The following is a 25920-nucleotide window of genomic DNA, read 5'->3' as shown; positions in this document are numbered from 1 at the left end:
GCCCGCATCGCCGACATGCCGCAGAACCGCCTCGACGACCTTCTGCCCTGGAATTGGGCAGCCGGAACTCTTGGGATCGAAAAGGTAGCCGCATAGCCACAGTATCACCGCAGGCCCTTCAAGCCGCGGTCCAGGCCGGACGGTTACCCTGACACTGGCCATGTCATCTCTGCCGATGCCGTCGCTGCTTTGTGCATCAAGCCGCGCGGCCTGCTGACAAACCGCCAGGCAAGACGGGTCGATGCATTGAAGCAGGGCTCAGAAGCGTTCCGCGTGATGCGTGGCTTGGCAATGCGCTTTAGCGGAATTCTGCGCAGCAGGAACCCTGATGCGCTGGATAAGTGGATCGACGATGCCATCGAGACCGAACTTACGGCAATCATGCGATTCGCCAGTGTTCTGCGGCGGGATATCGATGCCGTGAAAAACGCAATCGAGCTCCCTTGGAGCAACGGTCAAGCCGAAGGCCAGATCAATCGCCTAAAAACACTGAAGCGAGCCATGTATGGCAGAGCCGGGCCAGAACTGATGAGAGCCCGTATGTTACCGTTGAATCACACAAAGTGAGGAAGAACCCGTTTAAGTGGCAAGCGACACTAAGCCCTCCGTTAGCCTTCGCGGCCTTCTGATTGGGCGGGCGGGCATCACCCAGCTTCATGCGAACCGACAGGCGTTGTCCGTTTTGCTTCCGCTCGCCCTGAACGACGAAGGTCTTCTTGCGCTTTCCGACCAGAACCGGCGAGCGGCTTTTTCAACAGCCTGCTAAGGCTACTTGCGAAGGGTAATTGCCCCACCCCTATTTTCCGGTCATGGGTCGCGGTCAGCGAGCGCAGGCTTTGAGGATAATTCTGAGTCTAGCGAGCGCCGACCCCGCCCTTGCGACCGCGATCCTCTGGACTGCTCCTGGTTTAAGATTGATGCCCCAGGCGCATCACCATCATCGTCTGGCTTGTTCTCGCTAAGGTACAAAACCCACAAGGGATCCATGACATCTTTCCCCACAAACTACATTTTTTCCTACACTTCTCCACGCAGAAGGATGATCGGGATACGTAGACCACCCAATTCACCTGCCCCGGCGAAGAGACCGCACTGCGACTTTCGTTAACACTTTTCTTGATGCCACACGACTATCAATCGAGTACACCCGGAAGAAACGTTGCGATCTCGGGAAATACTACAAGCCCTATGACCGCCACTATCATTACACCAACATAGGGAATCGCACCTACTACTACATCACGAAACTTCCCTTCAGTTCGGACACTCTGGACAACAAAGAGATTGAGTCCTACTGGCGGGGTAATAAGCGCAAGTTCGATCATGAGGATAACCAAGATACCGAACCAGACTGGATCATACCCTACCGACATCATGATAGGAAATACAATCGGAACAGTGATGACCAACAGCGATATTGTTTCTATAAAAAGCCCAAGAATAAAGTACAACAAAATTACCATCATCAATGTCTCAAACGGACCCAATCCGGAACTCCGAACAAATTCTTCGATCCTGATGTTGATGCCTATTACAGCTAGAACGTAGTTGAGATAGTATGCGGCAACTACAATCAATAGGATCATCCCGGTCGTTCGCATAGTACCGTCGAGTACCTCTATCAACATACGAACATTCAGCGTTCCGATTGTTGCCGCGATAACAAGTGCGCCGACTACACCCAGAGCCGCCCCTTCGGTCGGCGTCGCCCAGCCAGCATAAATCGGTCCAACGATTAGCCCGAACAGAACCACTATCGGCACAAGATGGATCAGTGCACGAATACGCATAGGCCAGTCGTAGTGTCGCCGCGGACCTCCGGCCTTTGGGTTGATGATGCATATAAGCGCTGTACACAGCATAAACATTAGTGCGAGCAGAAACCCCGGTAAAAGTCCGGCAGCGAATAGTTTTGGAACTGACGTCTGGGTCAGGAAACCATAGATAATCAGACTAATGGAGGGCGGGATCAAGATTCCGAGCGTACCGCCCGCCGCAATCGAGCCCGCAAACAATCGTTGATCATAACCCAACTCTTTTGCTTGGGGCATCGCGACCGATCCAACAATTGCCGCTGTTGCAACACTAGATCCTGATGTGGCAGAAAACAATGTGGCCGTACCAATGTTTGCATGGAGCAATCCGCCCGGCAGCCATGACAACCACAACTCCATCGCCCTATACATCTTGGCAGCAAGTCCGGCGCGGACAAGAATCTCTCCGATGAGCACGAAGAGTGGAATGGCGATAAGTAGGAAACTGTTGGAAGCCGACCAGAGAACCTCCCCCATCGCCAAGTGCACGGGGAACGCCGAATATACAGCTCCCAATAGCAGACCAAGCGCGATTATTGACGCTGCCACCGCCACGCTCGTTGCCAGAAGCGCAAGAAGTGCAAGAATTGCCGTTGCTATCATTTTCTACTCCTGGGCCTTCCAAACTAATCGATCGTGTCGGCACTGCTGCCGGCTAACTCCCTGACGTCGCTGTATCTTCTTTGGAAAAGAGCGATCACAATCCGAAGAAGCAACACGTACAGATTCAGGCAGAACCAAGCAAAACCAAACGCCCAAACCGCCTGGGGTATCCATAGAGGAGTGCCCAATGAAGTATTTGCTATATCTCCATACCTAAGCGACGTTGCGGCCGTTCTTATGCTTGCGTCGGCCACGTAGTATGCAACAACACCAAACGCCGCCAGTGCAATCACATCGATAAATGCCTGCACCGGATAAGGAACCGTATTGTGCACTGCGTCGATACGGATATGGCCTCGACGATGCAATACGTGAGCAAGCGGCCAAGTAACGCAGATGGCAAGGGCGTAGCCAGATACTTCCGTTGAGAACCCCATAGATCGGCCAAATAAAATTCGCGAGAATATTTCTGCCGAAATAACCACGACAATCAGCACGACAACGACACCAGAAAGTCGCGCCAAATACCGTGAACCGATTGCTAGAATCCGTATGGAACGGTCTGCCGTCCGGACGCAGAAGTCAAACATGGCAATGCCCTTTGAGATATGTTTCCGCTTCGAGCGCGATCGGCCACATAATGGGTGCAGTCGCATTACAACCACGTGGGCGGCCAAACACTCGCTCGCTACTCCTTCCCGGCGGTCGAGAGCAAGAAGGTGGGCCATTGAAGATAATTGGGCAGGCGGACCCGCTCCACTCTTCAATGGCCTGCTTGCTGACTATTTTGAGTCGAGTGCCAGCCCTGTGACTTGGCCGACGGTTTCATTCCACCTATCAACAGTTTCCGAGTCGACTAGATCCACCCACAAAGGGATGACTTCTTCCACAGAAATTCTGCGCGCTGATTGGAGATCTTCTTCAGTAACGTCGACAAGAACCATATTTGCGGCAGTCCCATGCGTGCATTCTCCTATGCCGGTCAAACAATTTACGCCTTCCTCGTAAGCGGCAGCAGCACCTTCCCACGCTGGTATTTCATAATTTTGCTTTACCTCATTGAGCAATAGTTCCTGTTCTACAGACGTCAATGAATTCCATTCATCACCGTTCATCGCTGTAAGTATGAAATCCCACCCAGCCACCGGCAGTGTATAAAGATGGCTTGCAACTTCAAACCAGCCGGCCTGATAGCCCGAGAGTGTACCGGTGAATGCACAATCGATTACACCACGCTGCAACGCTCCCGGCACCTCTGCAAAGGATATGGTAACACCTGCTGCGCCTATGGCATCGAGAAATTGCGCAACGCTTCGTCCTGTTGCGCGAATCTTCTTACCATTGAGGTCGCTCATATTGGCAATTGCATCCCTGCAGAATAACGCCTGCTGCGGAAAGTGTGAAGTTCCCAGCAACTTCGCGCCTGAGAATGTCTCTGCTATTATTTCCTCGATAACGGGACGATAGACTGCCATAACGTCATTTGCCATCTCTTGGCTAGTGATAAGAACCGGAAGATTCGATCCGCCGAGAGCGGGGGCATTGGATAGGATATATGCGACATCCGTGGTGCCTATGCTAAATGCACCAGTTGATAGCATCCTAAATATCTCTGACCCGTTCAAGCCCATTTGATCAAATGTTGTCAGATCTGCAGACCATTTGCCTTCCGTCGCTTCTGTAATCTTCTCCCCCCAGAACGGCTCTTCGAATGAACGGTAGTTCAGTAGGCTACTCCAACTTCCTACATAGGAAAACGATCTTGGTGTTACGTCCTGCGCAAGTGCGACTCCAGCGAAAAGAAAAGCGGCCAGTGACGTTCCAACGATGAAAGTCCGTTTCATTTTTTTGATCTCCTGGTTCCTTATATATTATTTCCCATCTTATATTACCATTTCCGATGATGGGAACCGGAATGGATTTTACTTTCAGCTGGGCATTACGTTCTGTATTTCTCTATTTTATCCATATCGAGCTCAACTCCGAGACCCGGCTTGTCAGATACCCAGAGGCAACCATTGGCATAGGCAAACGGTTCTGTGATCACGTCATCCAAATAGAATACGCCCGCGACCTTCGTTTGCTCCCGACCTTCCAGCGTGTTGATCGTAATTACGCTGGGTAGAATCTGGCCCTCAAGCGCAGCAGACAGGTGAAGATTCGCGGCATTTCCGACCCCCCCTTCCAGCGATCCATTAACGTTCATCGGCATACCAGCTGAACGCCCGATTGCGCCGATCTCCATTGCCCGGGTCAATCCCCCTGACTTGGTGTAGTAAATCGAAATGATATCGGCGGACTGTCGGCGTACGATTTCCAGTGCGTCGAAGGGAGACCAGCAACCTTCGTCCACGATTACTGGAACGTCCACGGATTTGGTAATTTGTGCCATCATGTCGATGCCTTCGACCGGCTGTTCGACGGCCGAAATGCCAGCTTCACCAGCCATTGCACGGATGCTGTTGATCGCTGTCTTGGTGTCGCGGTAGCCCCGATTGATGTCGGGATAGATGACAACAGCGTCACCCACCGCCTTGCGAACCGCCTGGACGATGGCGAGATCGGTCGCCGGATCTCCCGGAACCTTGATCTGGAGATACCCTATACCATCCTCAACGACCTGAACGGCGGTATCAGCGGCCTTTGTGGGACTATCGATACCTATGCTATGGCAAACTGGGATCTTCGTGCGCGCGGCACCACCCAGAAGCTGATAGACTGGCAAATTGGCAAATTTCCCCGTGATGTCCAAGAGTGCGCTTTCGATCATCGCCTTGGTGTAAGGGAAACCACGGACGACGCGGTCCATCATCGCCAGCGCGCCCTTTATGTCTCTGGGATCGCGTCCAATCAGTTTCCGCGCCAGGACGTTGACGATTAGGTGGCATACAATCTCAGAATCTTCTCCGAAATAGCGTTGGTTCTCACCGCCCCAGCTCAGAATAGCCGGCGCTTCGCCCAGTCCGACGATGTGACTGTCGGTCTCGATGCGCAGGATCACATAGCGCCCGATCGGCACCTCTAGGGAACGCCAGCCATATTCAGTTCGGCCGGGTAGCTGGATCACGACTGGATCTAAAGCCGTGATTCTCATTTGACATCGACCTTTACGCCATAATCCGCTTGGGCACGCTCGGGTGTTAGCTTCCCTTCGACGACATCACGCCGTATCGCCTCCTGGTTGCGCTCAGTAGGGGAGCCATAGCCTCCGCCACCCTGGGTGAACATTGAGAAAATATCGTCTTTTACCATCCGCTGGTTCATAGTTTTAGAGCGTAGTGGCAGCGGCGAATTGCTGTCGGGGTTTAGAAACAGCTTGCCGGTCGCTCCGGGCATGCCACCCTCCAGCCCAAATGGCTCTACTTTGAATTTGTCGAACTGCGTCTCCAGCGTCCCGCTCTTGTCAAGAAACCGGATATCACGCCGAACGCCAAGACCGCCACGCGTCCGCCCTGCCCCGCCTGTATCCTCCAGAAACTCATAGCAAGTGAACTGGAGGGGATACATGGCTTCGATCATTTCGATCGGCGTATTGGCCAAGTTGTGGATACCTTGCGACCAGCAATCGACACCGTCTTTCGTTAAGCGCGCTCCCCCGCCACCGACTTCAATGTCGAAGAGGATCCATGGCGGGATATCGCCCGTGCCATCACCCGAGAGGATGTGTACGTTCGAGTTCGCGTAGTATCCGGCCGTGACTCGCTCCGGCACGACCTTTGATAGTGCCATCATGATCGCACTCACAATGGTATGGCATATCGTGTTTCGCCCGACCACCGGTGCCGGGGATTCGGCATTCACGACGGTACCTGTAGGCGCAAATATGCTGATCGGCTTGTAGAGCCCATAATTTGCCGAGATCGTCGGATCGAGGATCGACAGAATCGAGAAATAGGTCGCCGATTCTGTCGATGAGATCGTCGCGTTCGTAGGGGCCCGGCGTTGCTTGTCGGTGCCCTCAAAGTCCACGTGGATGGTGCCGTCCTTGATAGTAAGCTTGACCTTGATTTTGATGCGTTCGTCGGTGATTCCGTCGTCGTCCACCCAATACTCGCCGCTGTACTCACCCTCGGGCAGTTCACGGATCTTGGCTCGCATCCTTGCTTCCGAAATGTCGATCGCATCGAGGAGACAGTCCTCGAAAGTCTCGCGTCCATAGCGCTCGACAAGTTCAAGAACTCCGTCGCGTCCGATGCTCAATGCAGCTGCTTGGGCGCGCAGATCACCCCCAGTCTGTTCTGGCTGTCGCACGTTCGCATCGAAAATGGCGAGAAACCGCTTATTGGCCTCGCCCTTCTCGAAGAGCTTGAACGGCGGAATGCGTAGACCTTCCTGGAATATCTCGACTGCATCGCCGGCATAAGATCCCGGGCGCATTCCGCCGACATCGAGATGGTGATCCAGCGTGCCGCAAATCGCGACAATCTCGCCGCCCACGAATACGGGCATAAAGGTCTGCACGTCGGGAAGATGCTGACCGCCGAGATAGGGATCGTTGGTGATGATGATGTCGCCCTCGTTCCATTCCTCTATCGGAATGATCCCTTCCAGCGTCGTCCTCAAAGACCTCGACATGGAGTTGAGGTGGATGGGAATTCGGCAGGATTGTGCGATGATGTGACCTTGCGGATCAAAGACTGCGGTGGAATAGTCGAGCATCTCGCGTACAACTGTGGAATAGGAGGTTCGCAAGATCGTCGCTGCCATTTGATCGGCCACTCCGATCAAAGCGTTGTTCACGATCTCGAAGGTAAACGGGTTAACGCGCATGGGCTTCTCCCCCCGTGGCGATCAGCAGATTTGCATGGCTATCGATGGTAGCGGACTGTCCGGGATGGATAATGATCGTAGTGTCGAGCTGGACAACGACCGCGGGCCCTTGAACGACCATCCCGGGAGTAAGCACTTCGCGAGAATAAATCGGCGTATCCGCGTAGCCGCCAACTTCTTCGAAATAGATGCGGTGGTCACCAAGTTTGGCGGGGCACCCGCCTCCATCGGTTTTGTATTGGCGCATAGGTGGCGCCGACATCAGACCATTCGCGATCAGACGCCCGCTGACGAATTCAATCTGCTTGTCTGGATGAAAATGGGCGTAGAGTTGATTATGGTGGGCGTGGAACCTGTCGGACAAGACTTTGATCAACGCGGCGTCAATTTCTCCATCCGGCAGAGTTACGTTGATCTCATAAGCCTGCCCTACATACCGCATGTCTGCGGTGCGTGTGAGGCGCTGCCTTTTAGCTGGAACTGCATCGGCATCCAATGCTTCTCGGCCGAGGGTCTCTAGCTGCTCATAGATCTCCTTCAGCACATCGGGGGCAATATCTTCTCCGCGCAAAATCCACGTTCGGACAAAATCATGACGGATATCCGCCATGACGAGACCCACCGCCGAAAACACACCGGGTTTGTCTGGCACCAGCACCGTTGGCATCCCGGCCGACTTCGCCAGCGCCGCAGCATGCATTGGACCGGCTCCACCGAATGCAACCATGGTCATAGTTCGCGGGTCATAACCCTTTTCGGCTGAAGAAACGCGAACAGCCCGCTCCATATTGGCGTTTGCGATGCGGACAATGCCGAGCGCGGCCTCTTCCACGGACATGTCTAGGGGATCTCCGATCTGCTCCTTGATAGCTCGCCGCGAGCCCTCCACGTCGAGCTCGATGCGACCGCCGGCGAAAAATTGCGGCAAGAGACGCCCTAGTACAATATTGGCATCGGTCACCGTCGGTTGGGTTCCGCCCTTGCCGTAGGCTACCGGTCCAGGATCCGACCCTGCGCTATGCGGACCTACATGCAGCCCCTTAACCTCATCCAGCCAAGCTATACTGCCCGCACCGGCTCCAATCGTGTTGATGGCTATCATGGGCAACTTGATTGGACGTCCGGCCACGTCGGCTTCAGTCGTCATCTGTAATTCGCCATCCTGGATCAGCGAAATATCCGTACTCGTACCCCCCATATCGACGCCGAGTAGACTCGGATATTTCATGTCTCGGCTCATCCGCTGGACCGCCAAGGCACCGCCGGCTGGCCCAGAGGTCAAAATACGTGCTGGATAGTTCCTTGCAGCATGGACTGTCAGAGATCCTCCATTCGACTGCATCAGAAGAACTTTGGCGTTGGGCAGAACACCACGAATATTTGGCGTTATCTCACTTAGATATTTAGCAACTAATGGTATCGCTGCCGCATTAACCGAGACGGTACTGACGCGCTCGAATTCCCGCATTTCGCGGCACACATCATACGAAGCAGAAACGGCCAGACTGGCCATTTTTTGGTTGAGCCATCCGAGCACAAGCGCTTCATTCTCTGGATTAACATAGGAGTTGAGAAAGCAGATCGCGACTGCTTCGACATTATCTGCCTTTATACTTTCAAGAATATTGTCGAAGTCTGCCTCTTCTGGCCTGACAAGGACCTCGCCAGCGGCGGATATCCGTTCAGCAAGACCGTAGCGACGATTTCGGGGAATTATGGGAGGGACCCGATCTTGTTGGAGATCATACATATCAGGACGGAAATGTCGCCCGATCTCCAATACGTCCCTGAACCCTTTGGTGGTTATCAACGCGGTTCTCGGAAGTTTATTTTCGAGGACCGCGTTGGTGACTATGGTCGTGCCGTGTACTAGCAATGTCACGCTGGCAGCATCGATGCCGGCTGCTATGAGGCCGGCATTTACACCGTCCAGCAATGCGCCGCCCGGATCGCTCTTGCGACTGGGCACCTTTGCGATGGTTACATTACCATCTTCTTCATTGAGCACCGTAACATCGGTAAACGTGCCGCCAATATCAACGCCAATTCTAACCGAACTCATCGCCATCTGCCCTCTTTACTCAAGAGCCGCAGGGTAGACGGGTACGTCCATCAGTTCCAAATGTAATTTTCGATGTAGGTCAATAAAGAATTTTTATCGACTCGGAGGTACGGTAACGCCTTAGAACCGCCATGGCCCTCTCTGACAGAATTTCGGGAAAATGGCGGTCCGGCCCTTGCAGATAACATACCGCAAATCGAATGCTGCTGAGTTGGAGCTCGGTGTCAAGTATGACGAGGCTACCTGCGGATATGTCTTCCTCAATCGAACATAGGGGCACCACCGCAACTCCAAGGCCTTTGCGGGCCATTAGGTTGATGGTCGGAAGTGAGTTGATAGGATTGAGCCTCGGCGAAATGTCGGCTTTGCGCAGATCGCGCAGAAGATCTTGATGCGGTCTTGTCATGCGTTCAAAAGTCAGGATGTCCATTCGAGCGATGTCAGCGGACGTTTGCAGATGGCGATGCAAGCCCAGCGAGGGTGCAGCGGCGAACACCATTTGGCAGTCGCAAAATGGTTGGTTGACGATCTCTGAGTTCGAGAGCGGTCCTACGATGAAGGCAATATCAATATGTCGAGCGAGCAATTCTTCGCGCAAACGATACGAAGGGCCGATGTGGAGTTCGAACTCAGCATTCTTGTATGCTGCGCGAAGTTCAGCGAGAAACGGTGGAACCCAGGTAACTGCCATCGTGTCGGAAGCACCGATTCTGATGATACCTCGCAACTGGTCATTTCCGGAGCGAATCAGCACCTTGGCTTGGATCTCGAGGAGTTTTTCGGCGCTGCGCAAGAAGCTTCGCCCTTCAGGTGTCAGGGCAACGCGATGGCCTGACCGATCGAACAGGATGGTTCCCAAGCGATCTTCCAGCGCTGCGATTCGCGCGGAAATGGTCGGCTGTGTGGTGTTCAGTTGCTCCGCCGCCTTGGCGAAGGTCCCCAGCGCAGCAACAAGATAAAAGCTTTTAATCTGATCAAAGGTCATGCGGATTGATTTGTCGGCACCAGCGGTTGCGCAAGCAGCTGCGTGAGCAGCCTCAGCCATACACTGAAATCGTAATATGTCGAAGCCGTCAAAGGCTTCGAACATCGTCCTTCACGCCCCGACGCGAAGGGTGGCGCCGGGACACCGCCCTTACCCTTTACGAGGCGGCCAATGTCATCCTGACGCGCCAGGTTGGCGTCTTCCCTGAAAGCCCTGGGGACTGCTTCAAGAAGACGAAGGCTGTCGCGGCGCGCAAACTCGCCGTCATATTCCACTCCATTTGGAACACGAACGAGCCGTTCCGTCACGCCACGACCTGAGGAAGGCGCTTCACGATTCACCGATAGCTTCCAGCCACCAAGATCCGTCCGTGCCAGCTGCGCGGATGAAGTCGCTCTCAGGCATGCGGTCCAAAGGGAACGGCAAACACCAGTTCGATCCAGCCGTTGCAGCGCAAACATTCGTCGATCCTCGCGATCGACCACGGAGAGAACCTTGAGCCCGGCAGTCGCTGCATCAATGAATAGAAGGGAGCCCATTGGCAGAGGTGATTAGAGAAGTTCTGCGGACGTCACCTGCGCCGCTTGAGCCTGCGTGGCAATGTTTGCCGCGGCACAGCATCGCCGCGAGGCCTGCGTGTTCGGTCCTAGTCCCCCAAAGATGGGGCCGAGGCCATCATGGCCAGTGCGCGGCGCAAGGTATCCAAGCTTTCATCTCTGCCGCGCTCAATGGCGCGGACAAAACGCGAACGAAAAGTCATCGCCTGGTCATCCAGCACCGTAGAGATCTGCGTACGACTTTTGCTCTCCAGTGCGGAAAGGAGAACCACATGCTGGCGCTCGGCGATCGAAAGCGAGAAGGATGGGTGCTCAACCTGCTGAACTTCCAATGTGTAGACGAGGGTGTTGAGGCGGCGTGCTTGATTATGCACCCGCTGGCAGGCTGTGATGAGATGGTCGTTGCGCGAAGAACTTATGAGCCGGAGATGGATCAAATAATTCCAGCGGCTGACCTCCAGGGGCAATTGGGCACCGATTGCCTCCCGATGCTTCCTCTGCATTTGGGCGACATCCTCGACGAGCCCGACATCCGAAAAGTCGACATAAGCCGCCGTGATCTGGCTGATGGCGCGGTAGCCTTCGAATAGCTTCAGCGCCTCCTCGAGATCCAATTGTCTGACTGAAGCGGTTTGGTTTAGTTCGGTATCGATAAGCCCCTCGGCCGAAATCCGGTTTATAGCCTCGCGAATCGGCGTGCGGCCGACGCCCAGCATCGTCATTAGCTCCTGTTCGTGGATACGTGCTCCAGGCGGGAGGGTCAGATCGAGTATACGGTCGCGTATTAGGCGCGTCGCTAGGTCGGCCATACTTTCGCCGACGATGCGCGATCCCGTGCAAGCCTCGTCGACCATCAATCGTGCTCCTTCATCGGCTGGCCGGAGCGTCCGCGAGCGCTGCGTTGATGCGAGTGAGAGCGTCCACGCCGGGCTCCAGGAGGATCCCCGCTATCGTGTTAGGCAGTTGAGGACACCCCGCAGAAACGCAAAGCTGGCGGCATTTATCAAACAGTGCCTCATCACTGAGGGGGTTTGCTGGATCACCGAGGGGGTGCAGAACAGTGCGTACAAACGTGTCGGACCCGGTGATGATACGAATACGACCCGGAGTCCTGACTGGAAACATTTCCTGCAGGTCAGTCCCGACGGTCATTTTGACGAGTTTGGAGAGCCGTACCGCCCCTGGCTGGTGCAGGTGTGCTTCGGTAAGCGGCAAAAAGACCTCGGGTTGCGAAACGCAGGCAAGGGCCGTGCAGTAGGGAATGCTGTATTGCGCGCCTTCAATGGTCATCGGATCCACCTCGTTCCCGAGGCCCAACGCATGTTCAAAGGTCTCGACCTCGATTGATTTGATCAGTTCGACTGGAATCGTGTGCTGAGCCCGCAGTTCGAAGATGCCGTCGATCAGCGCGTGAATCCATCGGCAACAGGAATAACGCTTCAAATAGGCGCGATGGGCCAGCCATTGGTCACCAAGGCCGTCGATTATCTCTTCGCCGACATAATGCGAGGCGTGGTCGAAGATGTCGCGCGGACCGGTATGGCCCACTTCCGCCAGATCCACCGCAGCCAAGCCAGTCACGGAAGCCCAGCTGATGCCTTCCTTGACGGAGTTACCAGTCTCACGGACATACCCAAATGCAGCAAGGTCTGGAGCCATAGTGGTTGCGATGGCAATGGCATGTGTAGTCTGCGTGGCGCTCAGGCCACGAAGACGCGCCACAGCAGCGGCGACACCGATACCGACCCACCGGCCAGACGAAACGGCTGTCAACGGAATGGCTGGCCTTCCCGCCCCGACCCGCAACGCGACTTCGTAGCCGATGGCTATGGCATCAACCACATTGTTCCAGCTTGTGTCGGCAGGCGCTGCGGCCAGAACCGCCGGAATGATGCCCGCGCCGGGATGACCTAGCGCTGCGCGATGGCCGTCGTCGAGATCGAGAATTGAGGCGGCGGTTGCGTTGGCGAATACCGCCGCCTTTACCGTCACCGATGCTCCATCGAACCACATTGCCGTTTCACCCCGCCCGAACAGTCTCGGTGCGGCCTGTCGGGCTTGCCGAGCGGTTCGAGTATTCGATCCTGCCGCAGCGACTGCCGCAATGTCGAGTATGTAGCGGTTTACCGTTGTAGCTAGCTGTGTCGGAAGCGAGCCGCCCGGAAATCCGATCGCAAAGTCAGCGAGCCGAGCAGCGTGTGTCATGCGCCAACCCACCTCTGGTCTCTTCCCAGCACCCCGGAGGTAACGAGATCGGGCACATAGAATGCCTCGGCAGGTTCGATCGGCACGTGCGGCTGGTTGGAGCCGACTGAGCCGTTACCTTCTTGCCGATCACGCACTCGCCGGGCGCCGAAAGCGCCCGTCAAGTTCTCGCCAAACTGGGAATGGGGATCGTCGTAATGACGCGGGAATGTCGGAAGCGATGATCCGCCGCACCTGTCGCCTTCGACTCCATCAAGAACCACCTCCTCGGAGCCTCCAATTGATAGACCATCATCGAGAAGGCCGATCAAATCGGCTACGGTTCCGTTAGTGTGACCAACTGCCATGTCGAATTTCTCGATTGAATATATCTTCTGCATATGTTCATGGATATCATAAATATGCAATCGCTTTGTGGATCGAAAGAGCAGTATCCACGTAGGCTTAGCTGGGATGGCCGACTCTTCGATTCGTGTCGTGAAAGCCCAATGATGCGCCCATCCCCTAAGATTGCGATGGGCAATCCGTTTCCCGCAGCAGGACCGGCAAGGCACCCAGCGCAGCGAGGTCGACGTAAAGAGCATCTAGGATGCGCCAGCTCGTTGCGGCCGTCGGTTTGAGCATCCACGCCGGAATTTCGAACCACCGACCTGATGCCCGACCGGACAAGCTGGAGAAAAAACCTCTGTGTCGTTCTTGTCGTGCACTTCATGAATATGGGCTTGGAAAGTTGCGCAAGGATGCCATGAAAGAAGCTCGCGCTCCGCACCGGTCTCGTGGGCGCCCGTCGCTCAGTTGTACAACACCGCCCGACCGCGCTCATCCCTGGGCTATCGGCCACCAGCGCCGGAAGTCTTCATCCCCGCCTTCGCCGCGCGGCCGGCTCTGCAACCCCGCCCAGCGCCGCCGCCCGCGCTGGCTCAGCGACCGTCAAATGCACTAACATTCCATTTGGACCCGTGGATGGGGGCCTGTCAGCTACGTGTGGAGCGCTGGCCCCTTACGGTGCCCCGTTTTGCATAGTCGGCCCTGTTTGCGTTGAGTAACGGGGCCGACGCCAAAATGGGCCTTGAACGCGCGTGAGAAATGGCTGCGGTCGGAAAACCCCGTGGCCAGCGCCACGTCGACGAGGGGAAGATTCGACTGTTGCAGAATCTCGTCGGCCTTCTCCAACCTCAGAGATCGATAGAACTGCATCACGCTCTGTCCCAGCTGTTGCTTTGCCAGCCGCTCTAATTGCCGTGCCCCAATTCCGCTCAGGTGCGCCAGATCTTCCAATCTCAGCGGGTCGGCGATGTGGCTCGTCATCAACTCGACCACGGCAACCAGTGCGGGATGGTGTACATCATACCTCCGTACCGGGTCCAACTGCTGCGGGGCTTCGGCCTGCCGGATTCCAGTGTGGATAAACCAGTCGCTCACCCCGCGCGCTAGTTCAACACCATGATCGGAGGCGATCAACGCGTAGGCCATGTCCAGCGGAGCCATGCCGCCGGCGCAGGTGAAGCGGTCGCGATCGATGACGAAGAGACGTCGTTCGATCAGCGCTTCGGGATAGATCTCACGCATTGCATCGATGTGTTGCCAGTGGATCGTGAACCGGCGTGAGGCCATCACGCCGGCGGCAGCCAGAATTGCCGCTCCGCCTGAAATCCCGCCCAGTGGAACTCCCGCACGGGCAAGACGGCGCAGCCAAGCCAGGACTCTGCCTTCGTGATAGGCGAGCGGATTGCCGCCGGCCACCACGAAAAGAATATCAAAATCCCTGTCTGCTTCAGAAACAGGCGCTGTCTCGAACGCGCCCGATACAGAACTGCGCACCCACCCACCCTGGGCCGAAATGAAGCTGAGTTCGTAAAGTGGCTGCCCGCTAAGCAGGTTGGCGGCGCGTAGCGGTTCGACCGCAGAGGCCGCGGACATCAATGCATAGCCTTCGATCAGTAGGAAACCGTATCGCTGCGGTCTGCCTCGACGATTTGCGTCAATCATCAAGTAGGAGGACCTCTGTCCGATTCATTCTCCCACATGTCCCGTAAACGCACTTGGGTGTCAATTTCCGAAACAACAGTTTGCTGATTCCGTGACATGGTTGCAGCGGTTCTGGGAGTTCTCGCAATGAAGTTTTCTGGTTTCCGCGTCTTTGCCGAAGCACTCAAGGGGCATACCGGTTGGCGGCCGCTGTGGCGGGACCCCGACCCAAAGCAATCCTACGATTACGTCATCGTCGGTGGCGGCGGTCATGGCTTGGCTACGGCCTATTATCTGGCCAAGACTTTCGGGCGATCTCGTATCGCCGTGTTGGAGAAGGGTTGGCTCGGATCCGGGAATGTCGGGCGAAATACGACAATCATCCGGTCCAACTATCTGCTCGCCGGTAATGAACCCTTCTACGAGTTCTCAATGAAACTCTGGGAGGGGCTGGAGCAGGAACTCAACTTCAACGCGATGGTATCCCAGCGCGGCATTATCAACCTATTTCACACGGATGCGCAGCGCGATGCCTTCCGCCGCCGCGGCAACGCGATGATCCTGGCAGGTGCAGGCGCGCGCCTGTTGGGGCGAGAGGAGTTGCGTGCCACAGTTCCATTCCTGAACTTCGATAACGCGCGCTTTCCGATCAAGGGCGGCCTGATGCAACCACGTGCCGGTACCGCGCGGCACGATGGCGTGGCTTGGGGCTACGCCCGCGGCGCCGACAGGCATGGCGTGGACCTGATCCAGAATTGCGAGGTGACAGGTTTCCGAATAGACCGCGGCAGGGTGCGTGGCTTGGAGACATCGCGCGGCTATATCGCCGCCGACAAAATTGGGGTGGCGGTGGCGGGCTCCTCAGGCCGCGTCATGGCAATGGCCGGAAAACGGCTTCCGATTGAAAGCCATGTCCTGCAGGCCTTCGTTACGGAGGGGCTCAAGCCCACTATTCCGGGCGTGATCACCTTCGGGGCGGGTCATTTCTACATCAGCCAGTCAGACAAGGGCGGGCTTGTCTTCGGCGGAGATATCGACGGCTACAATTCCTATGCCCAACGCGGCAACCTGCCGGTCGTCGAGGATGTCACCGAAGGCGGAATGGCTTTGATGCCGATGATCGGGCGGGCGCGGCTCCTGCGCATGTGGGGCGGCGTCGTGGACATGTCGATGGACGGTTCGCCAATTATCGACCGCACACATATTGATGGACTCTATTTCAACGGCGGCTGGTGCTATGGCGGCTTTAAGGCGACCCCGGCTAGCGGCTACGCCTTCGCCCATCTTCTTGCCACCGGATCTCCCCACGAGATCTCGCGCGCCTATCGGTTCGACAGGTTTGCCTCCGGATATGTGATCGACGAGCGCGGCGCCGGCGCGCAACCCAACCTCCACTGAGGCCACCGATGCTGATGCCCCATCCATTACTAGGCTTGCGCGATGCCCGGGAGTTTTCGTACCTGGGCGATGCGCGGCTGCTCGACCGTCCGGACCCAAACGCGCCTGATGCTGAGGCCGCCTTCTGCGATTACGTGTTCCTGCGCGATAACCCAGCGGGCGTGCATCGAGAGTTGTGGTTCCACGAACAGGGCGACCGCTCCTGGCTGGTGGTGACGCGCGACACCGTAACCCATGAAGTCCTAGGTGCAGAGCTGGCCAGGGATGTAGCGCTGGCGCGGAAAGGGAGCGGAGCATGACGCGGCTATCCGGTGGGCTGATCGACCGTTCGCAGGCCCTGAGCTTCACCTTCGACGGCAAGCGCTATGAGGGCCTTTCCGGCGACACGCTCGCCTCTGCACTCCTGGCCAACGACGTGCGTCTGATGGGGCGCAGCTTCAAGTATCACCGACCGCGCGGTGTGCTGTCTGCTGGGTCAGAGGAACCGAACGCCTTGGTGGAACTGCGCTCGGGCGCGTGGCAGGAGCCAAACACGCGCGCTACGGTAGTGGAGCTGTTCGACGGTCTTGAGGCGCGAAGTCAGAACCGCTGGCCTTCGCTGGGCTTCGACGCGTTGGCGGTCAACGATCTGCTGGCACCGTTCCTCACCGCCGGGTTTTACTACAAGACCTTCATGTGGCCGAAGGGCTTTTGGGAAAAGCTCTACGAGCCCGCCATCCGCAAAGCGGCAGGCCTCGGAAGTCTCTCAATGCAGCCCGACCCAGATGCCTATGACAGGGGCTACCTGCATTGCGACCTGCTTGTCATCGGTGGGGGGGGGGCCGGACTTGCGGCGGCGCTTACGGCCGCGCGCTCAGGTGCCCGTGTGATCCTGGCGGATGAGGATTTCCGCCTAGGTGGCCGGCTCCTCCGCGAGACGGACACGCTCGACGAAGTACATGCCAGCGAGTGGATCTCCGCTATGGAAGCTGAATTTGAGAGCTTGCCGAGCGTTCGGATCATGCGTCGCACCACGGTATTCGGTGTCTATGATCACGGGATCTATGGTGCAGTGGAACAGGTTTCGGATCACCTCCCTCAGCCGGGTGACCAGGTCCGCCAGACGCTGTGGCGCATTACGGCGAAACGCGCTGTCTTGGCTGCCGGCGCAATAGAGCGGCCGATCGCTTTTGCTGACAACGACCGTCCTGGCATTATGCTGGCCGGCGCGATGCGCTCCTACGCCAATCGCTGGGCAGTATGCCCGTCCGAGACGGTTGCCGTCTTTACGAATAACGACGACGGACATCGTACTGCCCGCGATCTCGCCGCCAAGGGTATCCAAATTGCCGCTGTTATCGACGTACGCCCCGAGGCAAAGGCTCGGGGTGACTACCGCCTGATCGCGGAAGGCATGGTAACTGGCTCGCGCGGCCGGCTTGGACTGACGGCGATCGAGGTACAGGCTGACGGCAAATCCGAATGGATTAATTGCGGCGCGCTGGGTGTGTCCGGTGGCTGGAATCCGAATGTGCACCTGGCTTCGCACCATCGCGGGCGGCCGATCTGGAGCGATGATTTGCAGGCATTCTTGCCAGGCGAAGGTGGGCCTTCGGGCTTGCTTCCTGCGGGTGCTACGACGGGATGTTTCTCGACCGCTGCGGCGCTGCGGTCAGGTGCGGAAACGGCGAGGCGCGCGCTCCAGGAGATTGGAGTCGCGGCGCGATTGCCTGAACTGCCGCGCGCTGAGGAGGAAGGCTACAAAATTGCGCCCATCTTCCACGTGCAAGGCAGGAGACGTGCCTGGGTCGATTTCCAGAACGACGTGACAGTGAAAGACATCAAACTCGCCCATACCGAGAACATGCGGCCGGTCGAGCATCTGAAGCGGTATACGACGCTGGGCATGGCAACGGACCAAGGCAAGACCGCCAATGTGACCGGTCTCGCCGTGATGGCGGAGCTGACCGGCAGAACCATCCCGGAAACCGGAACGACGATCTTCCGTCCGCCCTATGCGCCCGTCGCTCTTTCGGTGCTGGGCGGCGGCGATACGGGCCCGCATTTTCGACCGCGTCGCCTGACGCCGACCCATTACTGGGCAGAAGCCCGAGGCGCGGTGTTCGTTGAGGCCGGCCAGTGGATGCGTGCGCAATATTTTCCGCTAGCAGGTGAAACGCACTGGCGCCAGAGCGTAGATCGTGAGGCTATGGCCGCGCGCAGCGGCCTTGGTCTCTGCGATGTGACGACGCTTGGCAAGATCGATGTCCAAGGTCCGCACGCGGGCGAATTTCTCAATCGGCTTTACAGCAACATGATGGCCACGCTGAAGGTGGGAAGAATCCGCTATGGGCTTATGCTGCGCGAAGACGGATTTGCCTATGACGACGGCACCTGCGCGCGACTGGCGGAGGATCACTATGTGGTCACCACGACCACGGCCAATGCCGGCCTGGTCTTCCGCAACATGGAATTCGCGCGGCAGTGCCTTTGGCCAGAACTTGACGTCCAGCTCATCTCCACGACCGATGCCTGGGCGCAGATCGCCGTCGCAGGGCCGAAATCGCGCGCCCTGCTCGCCCGGATCGTTGACGGGTTCGACCTGTCGAACGAGGCCTTCCCCTTTATGGCCTGCGCGGCGCTGACGGTCAGCGGCGGCTTGCGCGCACGGCTCTTCCGCATCTCGTTTTCGGGCGAACTTGCATATGAAATTGCGGTTGCCGCTCGATACGGCCACGCCTTGATGGAGCGTCTGATGGAGTTGGGTGCCGATCTCGGAGCAACACCCTACGGCACCGAGGCACTCGGCGTCCTGCGGATCGAGAAGGGCCATGCCGCCGGAGCCGAGCTGAACGGACAGACGACGGCCAACATGCTCGGCTTCGGCAGTATGGTGTCGCAGAAGAAGGATTCGATCGGTGCTGTGATGTCGCGGCGCGAGGGCTTGGCAAGCGACAGACACCGTCTGGTCGGACTGCAACCCGTCGATCCGGCCGGCAAGGTGGTTAGCGGTTCGCATCTTTTTGCCGAGGACGCGCCGCATAGTTTCGATACCGATCAGGGCTGGATCACTTCGGCCTGCTACAGTCCGCATCAAGGCTCGATGATCGGGCTCGGTTTTCTTGACAAAGGCGATGAACGACTGGGCGAGGTGATCGTGGCCGCGAACCCGCTCGAAGGCGAGAGCGCGCGCCTGCGCGTCGTGCCGGCGCATTTTGTCGATCCTGAAGGAGTACGACTTCGTGAGTGAGCTGAGACCCATCACGGCGCTCGGTGCCGCACAACCACGCCTCGCATCGTTCGGGGCCTTGGAGATCCGCGAGAACGCGGATCTGGCGCTTGCCTCTCTTGCATTGCGCTTCGGAACCCGTGAGCCCACGCCGTTCGGGCTCACTCTGCCCCGCACCGGTCGCTGGGTTGCAGGAGAGGGTGTTGCCGCGCTCTGGACCGGACCGGGGCAGTGGATGATCGAGGCCCAGGGCCGCGTCGAACTGGATTTTACCGCGGAGCTGAAGCAGGTCGCCCCCGGCTGCTCGGTGACCGAACAGACGGATGGTTGGGTCGCGTTCGAGATTATCTCGCGGGCTGGCTCAATGCCTCTCGAGTCATTGCTGTCGAAGCTTGTCAACATCGATCCGGCAGACCTTGGCCCCGGCCGCGCGACGCGCACCGGCCTTGATCATATGAGCTGTTTCGTCATCCGCCGCGGTGCCGCTCACGTCGCCCTACTGGCCGCGCGCTCGTCCGCAGGATCGCTCTGGCATTCGTTGGAAACGGCTGCGAAGCGGCAGGAGGAGAAGGTTACATGACTGCCCACATCATCGACGGACAAGCTCTCGCGATGCAGTTGCGTTCGAGGGTCGCTGGCCATGTGGCGCGGCTCAAAGAGAAGCATGGCTTGACACCCGGCCTGGCTGTGGTTCTCGTCGGCGACGATCCGGCATCGGAACTCTATGTGCGCAACAAAAGACGGCAGACAATCGAAGCTGGCATGACGAGTGTCGAGCACAAGCTGCCCACGGAGACGTCTCAGGCCGATCTGCTTGCGCTAATCGAGCAGCTGAATTGCAATCCGGAGATTCATGGTATCCTTGTCCAACTCCCTCTACCCAAGCATCTGAACGCCAATCTGGTGATCGACGCGATCGATCCGGCGAAGGATGTCGATGGGTTTCACATTTCGAATGTCGGGCTTCTCGGCACGGGACAAGATGCGATGGTGCCGTGTACCCCTCTAGGGTGTTTGATGCTGCTGCGGGGCCATCTGGGTGATCTGGCCGGGCTAGAAGCCGTTATCGTGGGACGGTCGAACATCGTCGGAAAACCGATGGCGCAGCTCCTGCTCAACGAGAGCTGCACCGTAACCATTGCTCATTCCCGTACACGCGATCTGGCAACAATTTGCCGTCGGGCCGATATCCTTGTGGCTGCCGTCGGCCGCCCAGAAATGATCCCCGGCGACTGGATCAAGGCAGGCGCGACGGTAATCGATGTGGGCATCAACCGCATCGTCCGGGGTGGCAAGCGACAACTCGCGGGCGACGTGGATTTCAGCAGCGCGGCGGGGATAGCGGGCGCGATAACGCCAGTGCCGGGAGGTGTCGGTCCCATGACCATCGCCTGTCTGCTCGCCAACACGGTCACAGCCTGCTGCCGTTCTCACGCGCTGCCCCCGCCCGATGGGCTGACCTTGTGAACTCGGGCAGTCTCGCTGACGCATCCGAACGAATCTGCACTGGACACACGAGAAAGTTCGATATGACAAACTACGGCCTGACCGTCACCTGCAAATCCAAGCGCGGGATCGTCGCTGCCATCGCAGGAAATCTCGCCGAGAACGGCTGCAATATTACAGACAGCTCGCAATTCGATGATGCACAGACCGGCAATTTCTTTATGCGCGTGAGTTTCATTTCCGAAGAGGGCGCTGGACTGGCGGCACTTCGAGACAGCTTCGCCGACACCGCCCAGGCATTTGAAATGGACTTCGCTTTCCATGACGAAAGCCAAAGGATGAAGGTTGTCATAATGGTCTCGCACTTTGGCCATTGTCTCAATGACCTCCTGTACCGCTGGCGCATCGGCGCGCTACCCGTGGATATCGCGGCAGTGATCTCGAACCACCTGGACTACCAGAAGCTCGTCGTTAACCACGATATCCCGTTCCACTACATCAAGGTGACGAAGGAGAATAAGCGGGAAGCCGAAGCACAGCAGATGCGCATCGTCGAGGAGACCGGCACGGAGTTGATCGTGCTCGCCCGGTACATGCAGGTACTGTCGGATGAGATGTGCGAAAAGATGTCCGGGCGCATCATCAACATTCACCACTCATTCCTGCCCTCCTTCAAGGGGGCGAACCCTTATAAGCAGGCCTTTGAGCGCGGGGTGAAGCTAATCGGCGCGACTTCGCACTATGTGACTGCCCATCTCGACGAGGGACCGATTATCGAGCAAGATATCGTACGCGTCACCCACGCCCAAAGCCCGTCCGACTATGTATCGCTCGGGCGCGACGTGGAAAGTCAGGTACTTGCCCGTGCGATCCACGCGCATATCCATCGCCGTGTCTTCATCAACGGAAACAAGACGGTGGTCTTCCCCGCTTCCCCAGGCTCGCACGCTTCGGAACGGATGGGATGAAAATGGGCTAATAGAACTTGGGAGAAGGAAAGCCTTTGAATTCCGTGACTGAATATGCCGCCCCGCAACGGAAGCCAGACTAGTAACTGCCGCATCGAGGTCGCAAATGCCAATTGGCTTCCTGATGCGCGACGAGGTCCTTGAAAGGGGTACCAAGATCAACCTCGCCCGTTGGGGTCTGGAATACATCATGTGCAGTAGTGGAGACGCAACTAGAAGTTCGCGTCTGCAGGGATGCCTCGGTCGCTCTAATTCGGAAAGTTGCCGAAACCTGTGAGGCGATCAGGACCTTGAACTCGGAATCGGACATGCAGAGCAGCGAAACGAAAAGCTTCAACGACGCGAACTTCAATGCCGAGCTTCATGCGCGGCCATCCCTCTATTTCTCTGGCCCTGCGTTGGTTGAACATATCGCTCTGCGGGCCTCCAACTCGCTAAGCGAACATCAGGGTGCCTCTACATTTTCCGGTGGGTGTGACACTCATCGGGTAAAGACCCGCGTTGAGATTCATACCGAGTTTGTGACAATTACACGCGTAACCAGCTTGGCGGAAGAACCGGGGGAATGGCCAAAACCGACGTTGTTTTCTTCCGACATCGCCGATCTGCTTGGCATGTCCTCACCGACACTCGTCTGCCAGGTTCGCATCCTCGTGATGGGAGAGCCATCAAACGAACTTGGGACCATACTATCCAATTTCGGATTTGCGGACACAGTCGCGTCGTTAATCGGCGCGGGATCGGGGCAAGTGTGTTCCGATTTTCGGGTTCGATCAAATGGGTGGAGCCAAATCCTGTTGTTTAACAAAGATCTGAACGCATATCGCCTCGGCCGCATGGTTCGCAGGATCTATGAGATCGAAACTTATCGGTCGATGGCCTTGCTGGGGCTTCCTCAAGCTCGTCGCCTGACCCTGCGACTCGCTGAGTTTGAGACCGCGCTCGTGGAGCTAGCAGGCCGCAATCAGTCGACCCCCGTCGCACAGCATAGGAAGCTGCTCGACGAGATTTCGGAACTCTCTGCAATGGTAATCTCGGCCTCGGCCGAGACCCGCAGCCGGTTTGGCGCCACCGCAGCATATGGGAAGATCGTTGAGGAGCGGATCGCTGAACTCCGCGAGGCACATGTTCCGGGGTTCCAAAGGTACGGCGTGTTCGTGTCCAGACGTTTCAAGCCTGCCATAAGGACGTGCGAGGCAACCGCGCTCCGACTCGAGCAATTATCGCATGCGACGATGCACCTGCTCAACCTTCTTCAGACCCGCATTCAGGTCGAAATCGAGTTCCAGAACTCGGTTCAGATTCAGGCAATGGCCGACCGGGCTGCGACACAGGTAAAGATTCAGAGGGCCGTCGAAGGGTTTTCCATCATCGCGATTAGCTACTACCTGGTCGGGCTAATTAAGACCGCCATGGAGGCAGGTGAGCATGCAGGTGTCCATGTTGATCCATTAGTGATGATGGGCTCCATACCGATTGTGATTGGAACCGTGATCATCGCGGTTCTTCGCGTGAGACACGCGCTTTCAGCGCACACGTAGTGGCTTGCGTATGAAAGTCAGGGAGGAATTTACTATGGCCATCGTCACCAGCGAACTCAGCGCGGATGACCAGTTAACGAAGATGTACCGTCCGATAGGAATGAGGGCTGTGGCTGCAGCGTGTAGGTTCGGAGTGACCCACAAGGAGCAGCAAGCCATCCGGAATGCGCGGCATCGCGGTGAACTAAGCGATAGAGAATACGAAAGAGCCCACGTTCAATCTCTGGTTCGGTAGCGGACAGCTACATGAATGGAGCTGAACTGATGTGGTGGATGCCGACGGAAAATACGTCATCAGAGGTCTGGGCTGACAGCACCTACCGGTCACAGAAGAATGAGAAGTGGTTAGCGTCAAAGATGCTTGGTCAGCCGGATCCATCGCCGCAAACCGGCTGGCAAACCGATGCCGTAGAGCATCGCGCGAGCCAACGCGGGGAATCGACGATCCGAGCGGCGGTCGAGCATGTCTTCGCCCATCAGAAGAACCGCTTCGGCCTCTTCATCCGCACCATCGGCGTCGCTCGCGCCGAGGCGAAACTCATCCTGGCCAACATCGCCTACAACCTACAACTTCGAGCGGCTGATCTTCCATGAGCGCGCCAGGACCATGGGATGAGTCTGCCCAGAACCGGGAAAAGACGCTGAAATCGGGCTTCAATGCCGCTCCTCAGGCAGCCTGACGCCGATCATCATGCCGAATAGGTTCTGTCGCGAACTCTTCGGCAATGACGGCGAGGGCATGAAGGCTCCTTGGTTTCGAGGGAGTTTGTCATGTTCAAGGGCTGTCATTTCGATCGTTCGGTGATCCTGCTGTGTATTCGCTGGTATCTGGCCTACAATCTGAGCCTGCGTGACCTAGAAGAGATGATGGCCGAACGCGGCCTGAGCGTCGATCACTCCACCGTGCCTCGCTGGGTCGTCCGCTTCGCGCCGCAGTTGCTGGAGTGCTTCAACCGACGCAAGCGGTCCGTCACCGGCAAGTGGCGCCTGGACGAAACCTACAGGCTCTGTCGCAAACTTGGCAATGAGGTCGTGAAGTTCCGCCTCGGCCTGTCCGTCAGGCAGCGAGAATATCGAACTGTTCGGCGATCGACGGCCTGGGATTGAAGGCATACCTCGCCTGTCGTTTGCGCATCATGTGGATCATCTCGATGCCCGACGGGATGATGGCGGCGCTCGCTTCCGACTTGAAGCCGAGCATGGACCGGAGGCGGCGCTTGATGCGCCGATGGTCCTGCTCAATCCGGTTGTTGAGGTACTGGATTTGCCGGATGCGGATCGGCTTCAGGCAACGTCGCGACCGATCTCGCAGCCTGCTTTCACCGTCGCAGGAAATGATTGCCTCGCGATTGGTCTGGCTGCCGTCGATGACGATGCGCTCGGGGCGGCCATGACGCTGAAACGCCTTGCGCAGGAAGCGCTTTGCCGCCTGGAGATCACGATGTTTGCTGAAGAAGAACTCCACCGTGTCGCCGACGCTATCGATGGCCCGGTAGAGATACATCGTAACCGCTGTTCCGGTGCCACCTTTCGCATGCGGTCGTGAGCCACGATGTTCGGAGCCTTTGAGGGCTTCGACACATGACGATTTCAGAGCCTACGCTTAAATCCAGCGATCCCGAGCCCGCGCGGCGGTTCGAGGTGTTCACGGGTTCTGGCCGTCGGCGCGATTGGCTGCCGGAGGAGAAGGCGCGGATCGTGGCGGAAAGCTACGAGACCGTCGAGAGCGTGAGCGCGGTGGCACGCCGATATGCATTGTCCCCGCAGCAGCTGTTCGCCTGGCGTCGCGCCGCTCGTGTGCCGTTGGCGAAATCGCCGGCACCCGAACCGTTGCTTGTTCCGGCGGTGGTCGCAGAGCCGAAGTCGGAGCTGGCGGCAACGCGGCCGGCGAAGCTGCGGAAGCGGAAGGCCGCGCGAGACGTCGGGGTGATCGAGCTGGAGATCGACGGTGTCGCCGTGCGGGTCGGTCGTGGCGCCGACGCCAGGACGGTGGCGGCGGTGATCCGTGCGCTGAAGGCGCCGTCGTGATCGGCCCGACCGGCGTCGTGCGCGTCATGGTGGCGACCAGGCCTGTAGACTTCCGCAAGGGGGCCGAGGGCCTGGCGGCGCTGGTGCGAGAGACGATTGGCACCGATCCGTTCTCTGGCGCGATCTACGTCTTCAGGGCCAAGCGCGCCGTCCGGGTCAAGCTCGTCTACTTCGACGGCACCGGCGTGTGCCTGCTGGCGAAGCGTCTGGAGGACGGGAAGTTCGTCTGGCCGGCGATCACCGACGGTGTGGTGAGGCTGACGGCGGCGCAGCTGCAGGCGCTCCTGGAGGGATTGGATTGGCGGCGCGTGCATGACGCCCGCGAGACGCGCACTCCAGTCGCGGCAAGTTGATTCCATCAACGGCC

At 57.7% G+C, this 25920-nt stretch carries 21 protein-coding genes and 4 pseudogenes; 13 read left to right on the top strand and 12 right to left on the bottom strand.

Annotation, left to right across the window (positions count from 1 at the left end; genetic code table 11):
* Positions 1-147: 147 nt before the first annotated feature.
* Positions 148-567, top strand: a pseudogene (locus GRZ55_RS19725) (transposase); the annotation flags it as partial.
* Between the two features lie 566 nt (positions 568-1133).
* On the opposite strand, the gene GRZ55_RS19720 reads toward GRZ55_RS19725, so the two are convergent.
* The 10 genes from GRZ55_RS19720 to GRZ55_RS19675 form a co-directional block, all read right to left on the bottom strand.
* Positions 1134-2417, bottom strand: a complete 1284-nt coding sequence (locus GRZ55_RS19720) for a TRAP transporter large permease (RefSeq protein WP_169288669.1) — start codon at positions 2415-2417, stop codon at positions 1134-1136.
* A gap of 23 nt (positions 2418-2440) precedes the next feature.
* Positions 2441-3007 carry a TRAP transporter small permease subunit gene (locus GRZ55_RS19715; RefSeq protein ID WP_169288668.1) on the bottom strand — a complete coding sequence of 189 codons (567 nt, stop codon included), beginning with the start codon at positions 3005-3007 and terminating at the stop codon, positions 2441-2443.
* A 192-nt stretch (positions 3008-3199) separates the two neighbouring features.
* Positions 3200-4261: a TRAP transporter substrate-binding protein gene (locus GRZ55_RS19710; protein ID WP_169288667.1), complete on the bottom strand. Its 1062-nt coding sequence runs from the start codon at positions 4259-4261 to the stop codon at positions 3200-3202.
* 95 nt (positions 4262-4356) lie between these two features.
* Entirely contained in the window at positions 4357-5511 is a 1155-nt protein-coding gene (locus GRZ55_RS19705; protein WP_169288666.1) for a mandelate racemase/muconate lactonizing enzyme family protein, read from the bottom strand.
* A complete protein-coding gene (locus tag GRZ55_RS19700) occupies positions 5508-7187 on the bottom strand; it encodes a hydantoinase B/oxoprolinase family protein (protein ID WP_169288665.1) in 1680 nt (559 codons plus the stop codon). The genes GRZ55_RS19705 and GRZ55_RS19700 overlap by 4 nt, the downstream gene beginning before the upstream one ends.
* Complete coding sequence (locus tag GRZ55_RS19695; RefSeq protein ID WP_169288664.1) at positions 7177-9255, bottom strand: hydantoinase/oxoprolinase family protein; 2079 nt, start codon at positions 9253-9255, stop codon at positions 7177-7179. The genes GRZ55_RS19700 and GRZ55_RS19695 overlap by 11 nt, the downstream gene beginning before the upstream one ends.
* A gap of 73 nt (positions 9256-9328) precedes the next feature.
* Positions 9329-10339 (bottom strand): LysR family transcriptional regulator, encoded by a 1011-nt coding sequence (locus GRZ55_RS19690; RefSeq protein WP_169288663.1) that lies wholly within the window; start codon positions 10337-10339, stop codon positions 9329-9331.
* 541 nt (positions 10340-10880) lie between these two features.
* Entirely contained in the window at positions 10881-11645 is a 765-nt protein-coding gene (locus GRZ55_RS19685) for a GntR family transcriptional regulator (protein ID WP_169288662.1), read from the bottom strand.
* A 13-nt stretch (positions 11646-11658) separates the two neighbouring features.
* Positions 11659-12996, bottom strand: a complete 1338-nt coding sequence (locus GRZ55_RS19680; protein WP_169288661.1) for an MmgE/PrpD family protein — start codon at positions 12994-12996, stop codon at positions 11659-11661.
* A complete protein-coding gene (locus GRZ55_RS19675) occupies positions 12993-13376 on the bottom strand; it encodes a hypothetical protein (protein ID WP_169288660.1) in 384 nt (127 codons plus the stop codon). Before GRZ55_RS19675 ends, GRZ55_RS19680 begins: the two co-directional genes overlap by 4 nt.
* A 418-nt stretch (positions 13377-13794) precedes the next feature.
* Here GRZ55_RS19675 and GRZ55_RS23495 point away from each other — a divergent pair.
* Positions 13795-14019 (top strand): annotated as a pseudogene (locus GRZ55_RS23495) (hypothetical protein); the annotation flags it as partial.
* Here the strand turns inward: GRZ55_RS23495 and GRZ55_RS19665 are convergent.
* Positions 13975-14985 carry a GlxA family transcriptional regulator gene (locus GRZ55_RS19665; protein ID WP_210257434.1) on the bottom strand — a complete coding sequence of 337 codons (1011 nt, stop codon included), beginning with the start codon at positions 14983-14985 and terminating at the stop codon, positions 13975-13977. The pseudogene GRZ55_RS23495 and the gene GRZ55_RS19665 sit on opposite strands and share 45 nt — an antisense overlap.
* 126 nt (positions 14986-15111) lie before the next feature.
* Here GRZ55_RS19665 and GRZ55_RS19660 point away from each other — a divergent pair, with 126 nt between their 5' ends.
* The 9 genes and pseudogenes from GRZ55_RS19660 to GRZ55_RS19620 form a co-directional block, all read left to right on the top strand.
* On the top strand, positions 15112-16362 hold the full coding sequence (locus GRZ55_RS19660; protein ID WP_169288678.1) for a sarcosine oxidase subunit beta family protein: 1251 nt from the start codon (positions 15112-15114) through the stop codon (positions 16360-16362).
* An 8-nt stretch (positions 16363-16370) separates the two neighbouring features.
* Entirely contained in the window at positions 16371-16661 is a 291-nt protein-coding gene (locus tag GRZ55_RS19655) for a sarcosine oxidase subunit delta (protein WP_169288659.1), read from the top strand.
* The gene (locus GRZ55_RS19650; RefSeq protein ID WP_169288658.1) at positions 16658-19591 is read left to right on the top strand and encodes a sarcosine oxidase subunit alpha family protein; all 2934 of its coding nucleotides are present in this window, start codon (positions 16658-16660) and stop codon (positions 19589-19591) included. The genes GRZ55_RS19655 and GRZ55_RS19650 overlap by 4 nt, the downstream gene beginning before the upstream one ends.
* Positions 19584-20150, top strand: a complete 567-nt coding sequence (locus tag GRZ55_RS19645; protein ID WP_169288657.1) for a sarcosine oxidase subunit gamma — start codon at positions 19584-19586, stop codon at positions 20148-20150. The genes GRZ55_RS19650 and GRZ55_RS19645 overlap by 8 nt, the downstream gene beginning before the upstream one ends.
* Positions 20147-21037 (top strand): bifunctional methylenetetrahydrofolate dehydrogenase/methenyltetrahydrofolate cyclohydrolase FolD, encoded by an 891-nt coding sequence (folD, locus tag GRZ55_RS19640; RefSeq protein ID WP_169288656.1) that lies wholly within the window; start codon positions 20147-20149, stop codon positions 21035-21037. Before GRZ55_RS19645 ends, folD begins: the two co-directional genes overlap by 4 nt.
* 62 nt (positions 21038-21099) lie before the next feature.
* A complete protein-coding gene (gene purU / locus GRZ55_RS19635) occupies positions 21100-21984 on the top strand; it encodes a formyltetrahydrofolate deformylase (protein ID WP_169288655.1) in 885 nt (294 codons plus the stop codon).
* Positions 21985-22292: 308 nt separating this feature from the next.
* Entirely contained in the window at positions 22293-23525 is a 1233-nt protein-coding gene (locus GRZ55_RS19630) for a DUF3422 domain-containing protein (protein ID WP_169288654.1), read from the top strand.
* Positions 23526-23771: 246 nt separating this feature from the next.
* Positions 23772-24119, top strand: coding sequence for a transposase (locus tag GRZ55_RS19625; RefSeq protein WP_169288653.1), 348 nt, complete (start codon positions 23772-23774; stop codon positions 24117-24119).
* Positions 24120-24296: 177 nt separating this feature from the next.
* A pseudogene (locus GRZ55_RS19620) lies at positions 24297-24527 on the top strand (IS6 family transposase); the annotation flags it as partial.
* Between the two features lie 55 nt (positions 24528-24582).
* Here the strand turns inward: GRZ55_RS19620 and GRZ55_RS19615 are convergent.
* Positions 24583-25029, bottom strand: a pseudogene (locus GRZ55_RS19615) (transposase); the annotation flags it as partial.
* Positions 25030-25106: 77 nt separating this feature from the next.
* Here GRZ55_RS19615 and GRZ55_RS19610 point away from each other — a divergent pair.
* Positions 25107-25553 carry a transposase gene (locus tag GRZ55_RS19610; protein WP_169288652.1) on the top strand — a complete coding sequence of 149 codons (447 nt, stop codon included), beginning with the start codon at positions 25107-25109 and terminating at the stop codon, positions 25551-25553.
* Positions 25550-25906, top strand: coding sequence for an IS66 family insertion sequence element accessory protein TnpB (gene tnpB, locus GRZ55_RS19605; RefSeq protein WP_169288651.1), 357 nt, complete (start codon positions 25550-25552; stop codon positions 25904-25906). Before GRZ55_RS19610 ends, tnpB begins: the two co-directional genes overlap by 4 nt.
* The last annotated feature ends 14 nt before the right edge of the window (positions 25907-25920 follow it).

The organism is Chelativorans sp. ZYF759 (assembly GCF_012911015.1).
Lineage (GTDB): Bacteria > Pseudomonadota > Alphaproteobacteria > Rhizobiales > Rhizobiaceae > ZYF759.
This window is presented reverse-complemented; position numbering and strand designations above follow the sequence as displayed.

Excerpts from the sequence above, each read along its gene's own strand:
- GRZ55_RS19720 (WP_169288669.1), bottom strand. The coding sequence starts at position 2,417 with ATGATAGCAACGGCAATTCTTGCACTTCTTGCGCTTCTGGCAACGAGC.
- GRZ55_RS19715 (WP_169288668.1), bottom strand. The coding sequence starts at position 3,007 with ATGTTTGACTTCTGCGTCCGGACGGCAGACCGTTCCATACGGATTCTA.
- GRZ55_RS19710 (WP_169288667.1), bottom strand. The coding sequence starts at position 4,261 with ATGAAACGGACTTTCATCGTTGGAACGTCACTGGCCGCTTTTCTTTTC.
- GRZ55_RS19705 (WP_169288666.1), bottom strand. The coding sequence starts at position 5,511 with ATGAGAATCACGGCTTTAGATCCAGTCGTGATCCAGCTACCCGGCCGA.
- GRZ55_RS19700 (WP_169288665.1), bottom strand. The coding sequence starts at position 7,187 with ATGCGCGTTAACCCGTTTACCTTCGAGATCGTGAACAACGCTTTGATC.
- GRZ55_RS19695 (WP_169288664.1), bottom strand. The coding sequence starts at position 9,255 with ATGGCGATGAGTTCGGTTAGAATTGGCGTTGATATTGGCGGCACGTTT.
- GRZ55_RS19690 (WP_169288663.1), bottom strand. The coding sequence starts at position 10,339 with ATGTTCGAAGCCTTTGACGGCTTCGACATATTACGATTTCAGTGTATG.
- GRZ55_RS19685 (WP_169288662.1), bottom strand. The coding sequence starts at position 11,645 with ATGGTCGACGAGGCTTGCACGGGATCGCGCATCGTCGGCGAAAGTATG.
- GRZ55_RS19680 (WP_169288661.1), bottom strand. The coding sequence starts at position 12,996 with ATGACACACGCTGCTCGGCTCGCTGACTTTGCGATCGGATTTCCGGGC.
- GRZ55_RS19675 (WP_169288660.1), bottom strand. The coding sequence starts at position 13,376 with ATGCAGAAGATATATTCAATCGAGAAATTCGACATGGCAGTTGGTCAC.
- GRZ55_RS19665 (WP_210257434.1), bottom strand. The coding sequence starts at position 14,985 with ATGATTGACGCAAATCGTCGAGGCAGACCGCAGCGATACGGTTTCCTA.
- GRZ55_RS19660 (WP_169288678.1), top strand. The coding sequence starts at position 15,112 with ATGAAGTTTTCTGGTTTCCGCGTCTTTGCCGAAGCACTCAAGGGGCAT.
- GRZ55_RS19655 (WP_169288659.1), top strand. The coding sequence starts at position 16,371 with ATGCTGATGCCCCATCCATTACTAGGCTTGCGCGATGCCCGGGAGTTT.
- GRZ55_RS19650 (WP_169288658.1), top strand. The coding sequence starts at position 16,658 with ATGACGCGGCTATCCGGTGGGCTGATCGACCGTTCGCAGGCCCTGAGC.
- folD (WP_169288656.1), top strand. The coding sequence starts at position 20,147 with ATGACTGCCCACATCATCGACGGACAAGCTCTCGCGATGCAGTTGCGT.
- purU (WP_169288655.1), top strand. The coding sequence starts at position 21,100 with ATGACAAACTACGGCCTGACCGTCACCTGCAAATCCAAGCGCGGGATC.
- GRZ55_RS19630 (WP_169288654.1), top strand. The coding sequence starts at position 22,293 with ATGCAGAGCAGCGAAACGAAAAGCTTCAACGACGCGAACTTCAATGCC.
- GRZ55_RS19625 (WP_169288653.1), top strand. The coding sequence starts at position 23,772 with ATGAATGGAGCTGAACTGATGTGGTGGATGCCGACGGAAAATACGTCA.
- GRZ55_RS19610 (WP_169288652.1), top strand. The coding sequence starts at position 25,107 with ATGACGATTTCAGAGCCTACGCTTAAATCCAGCGATCCCGAGCCCGCG.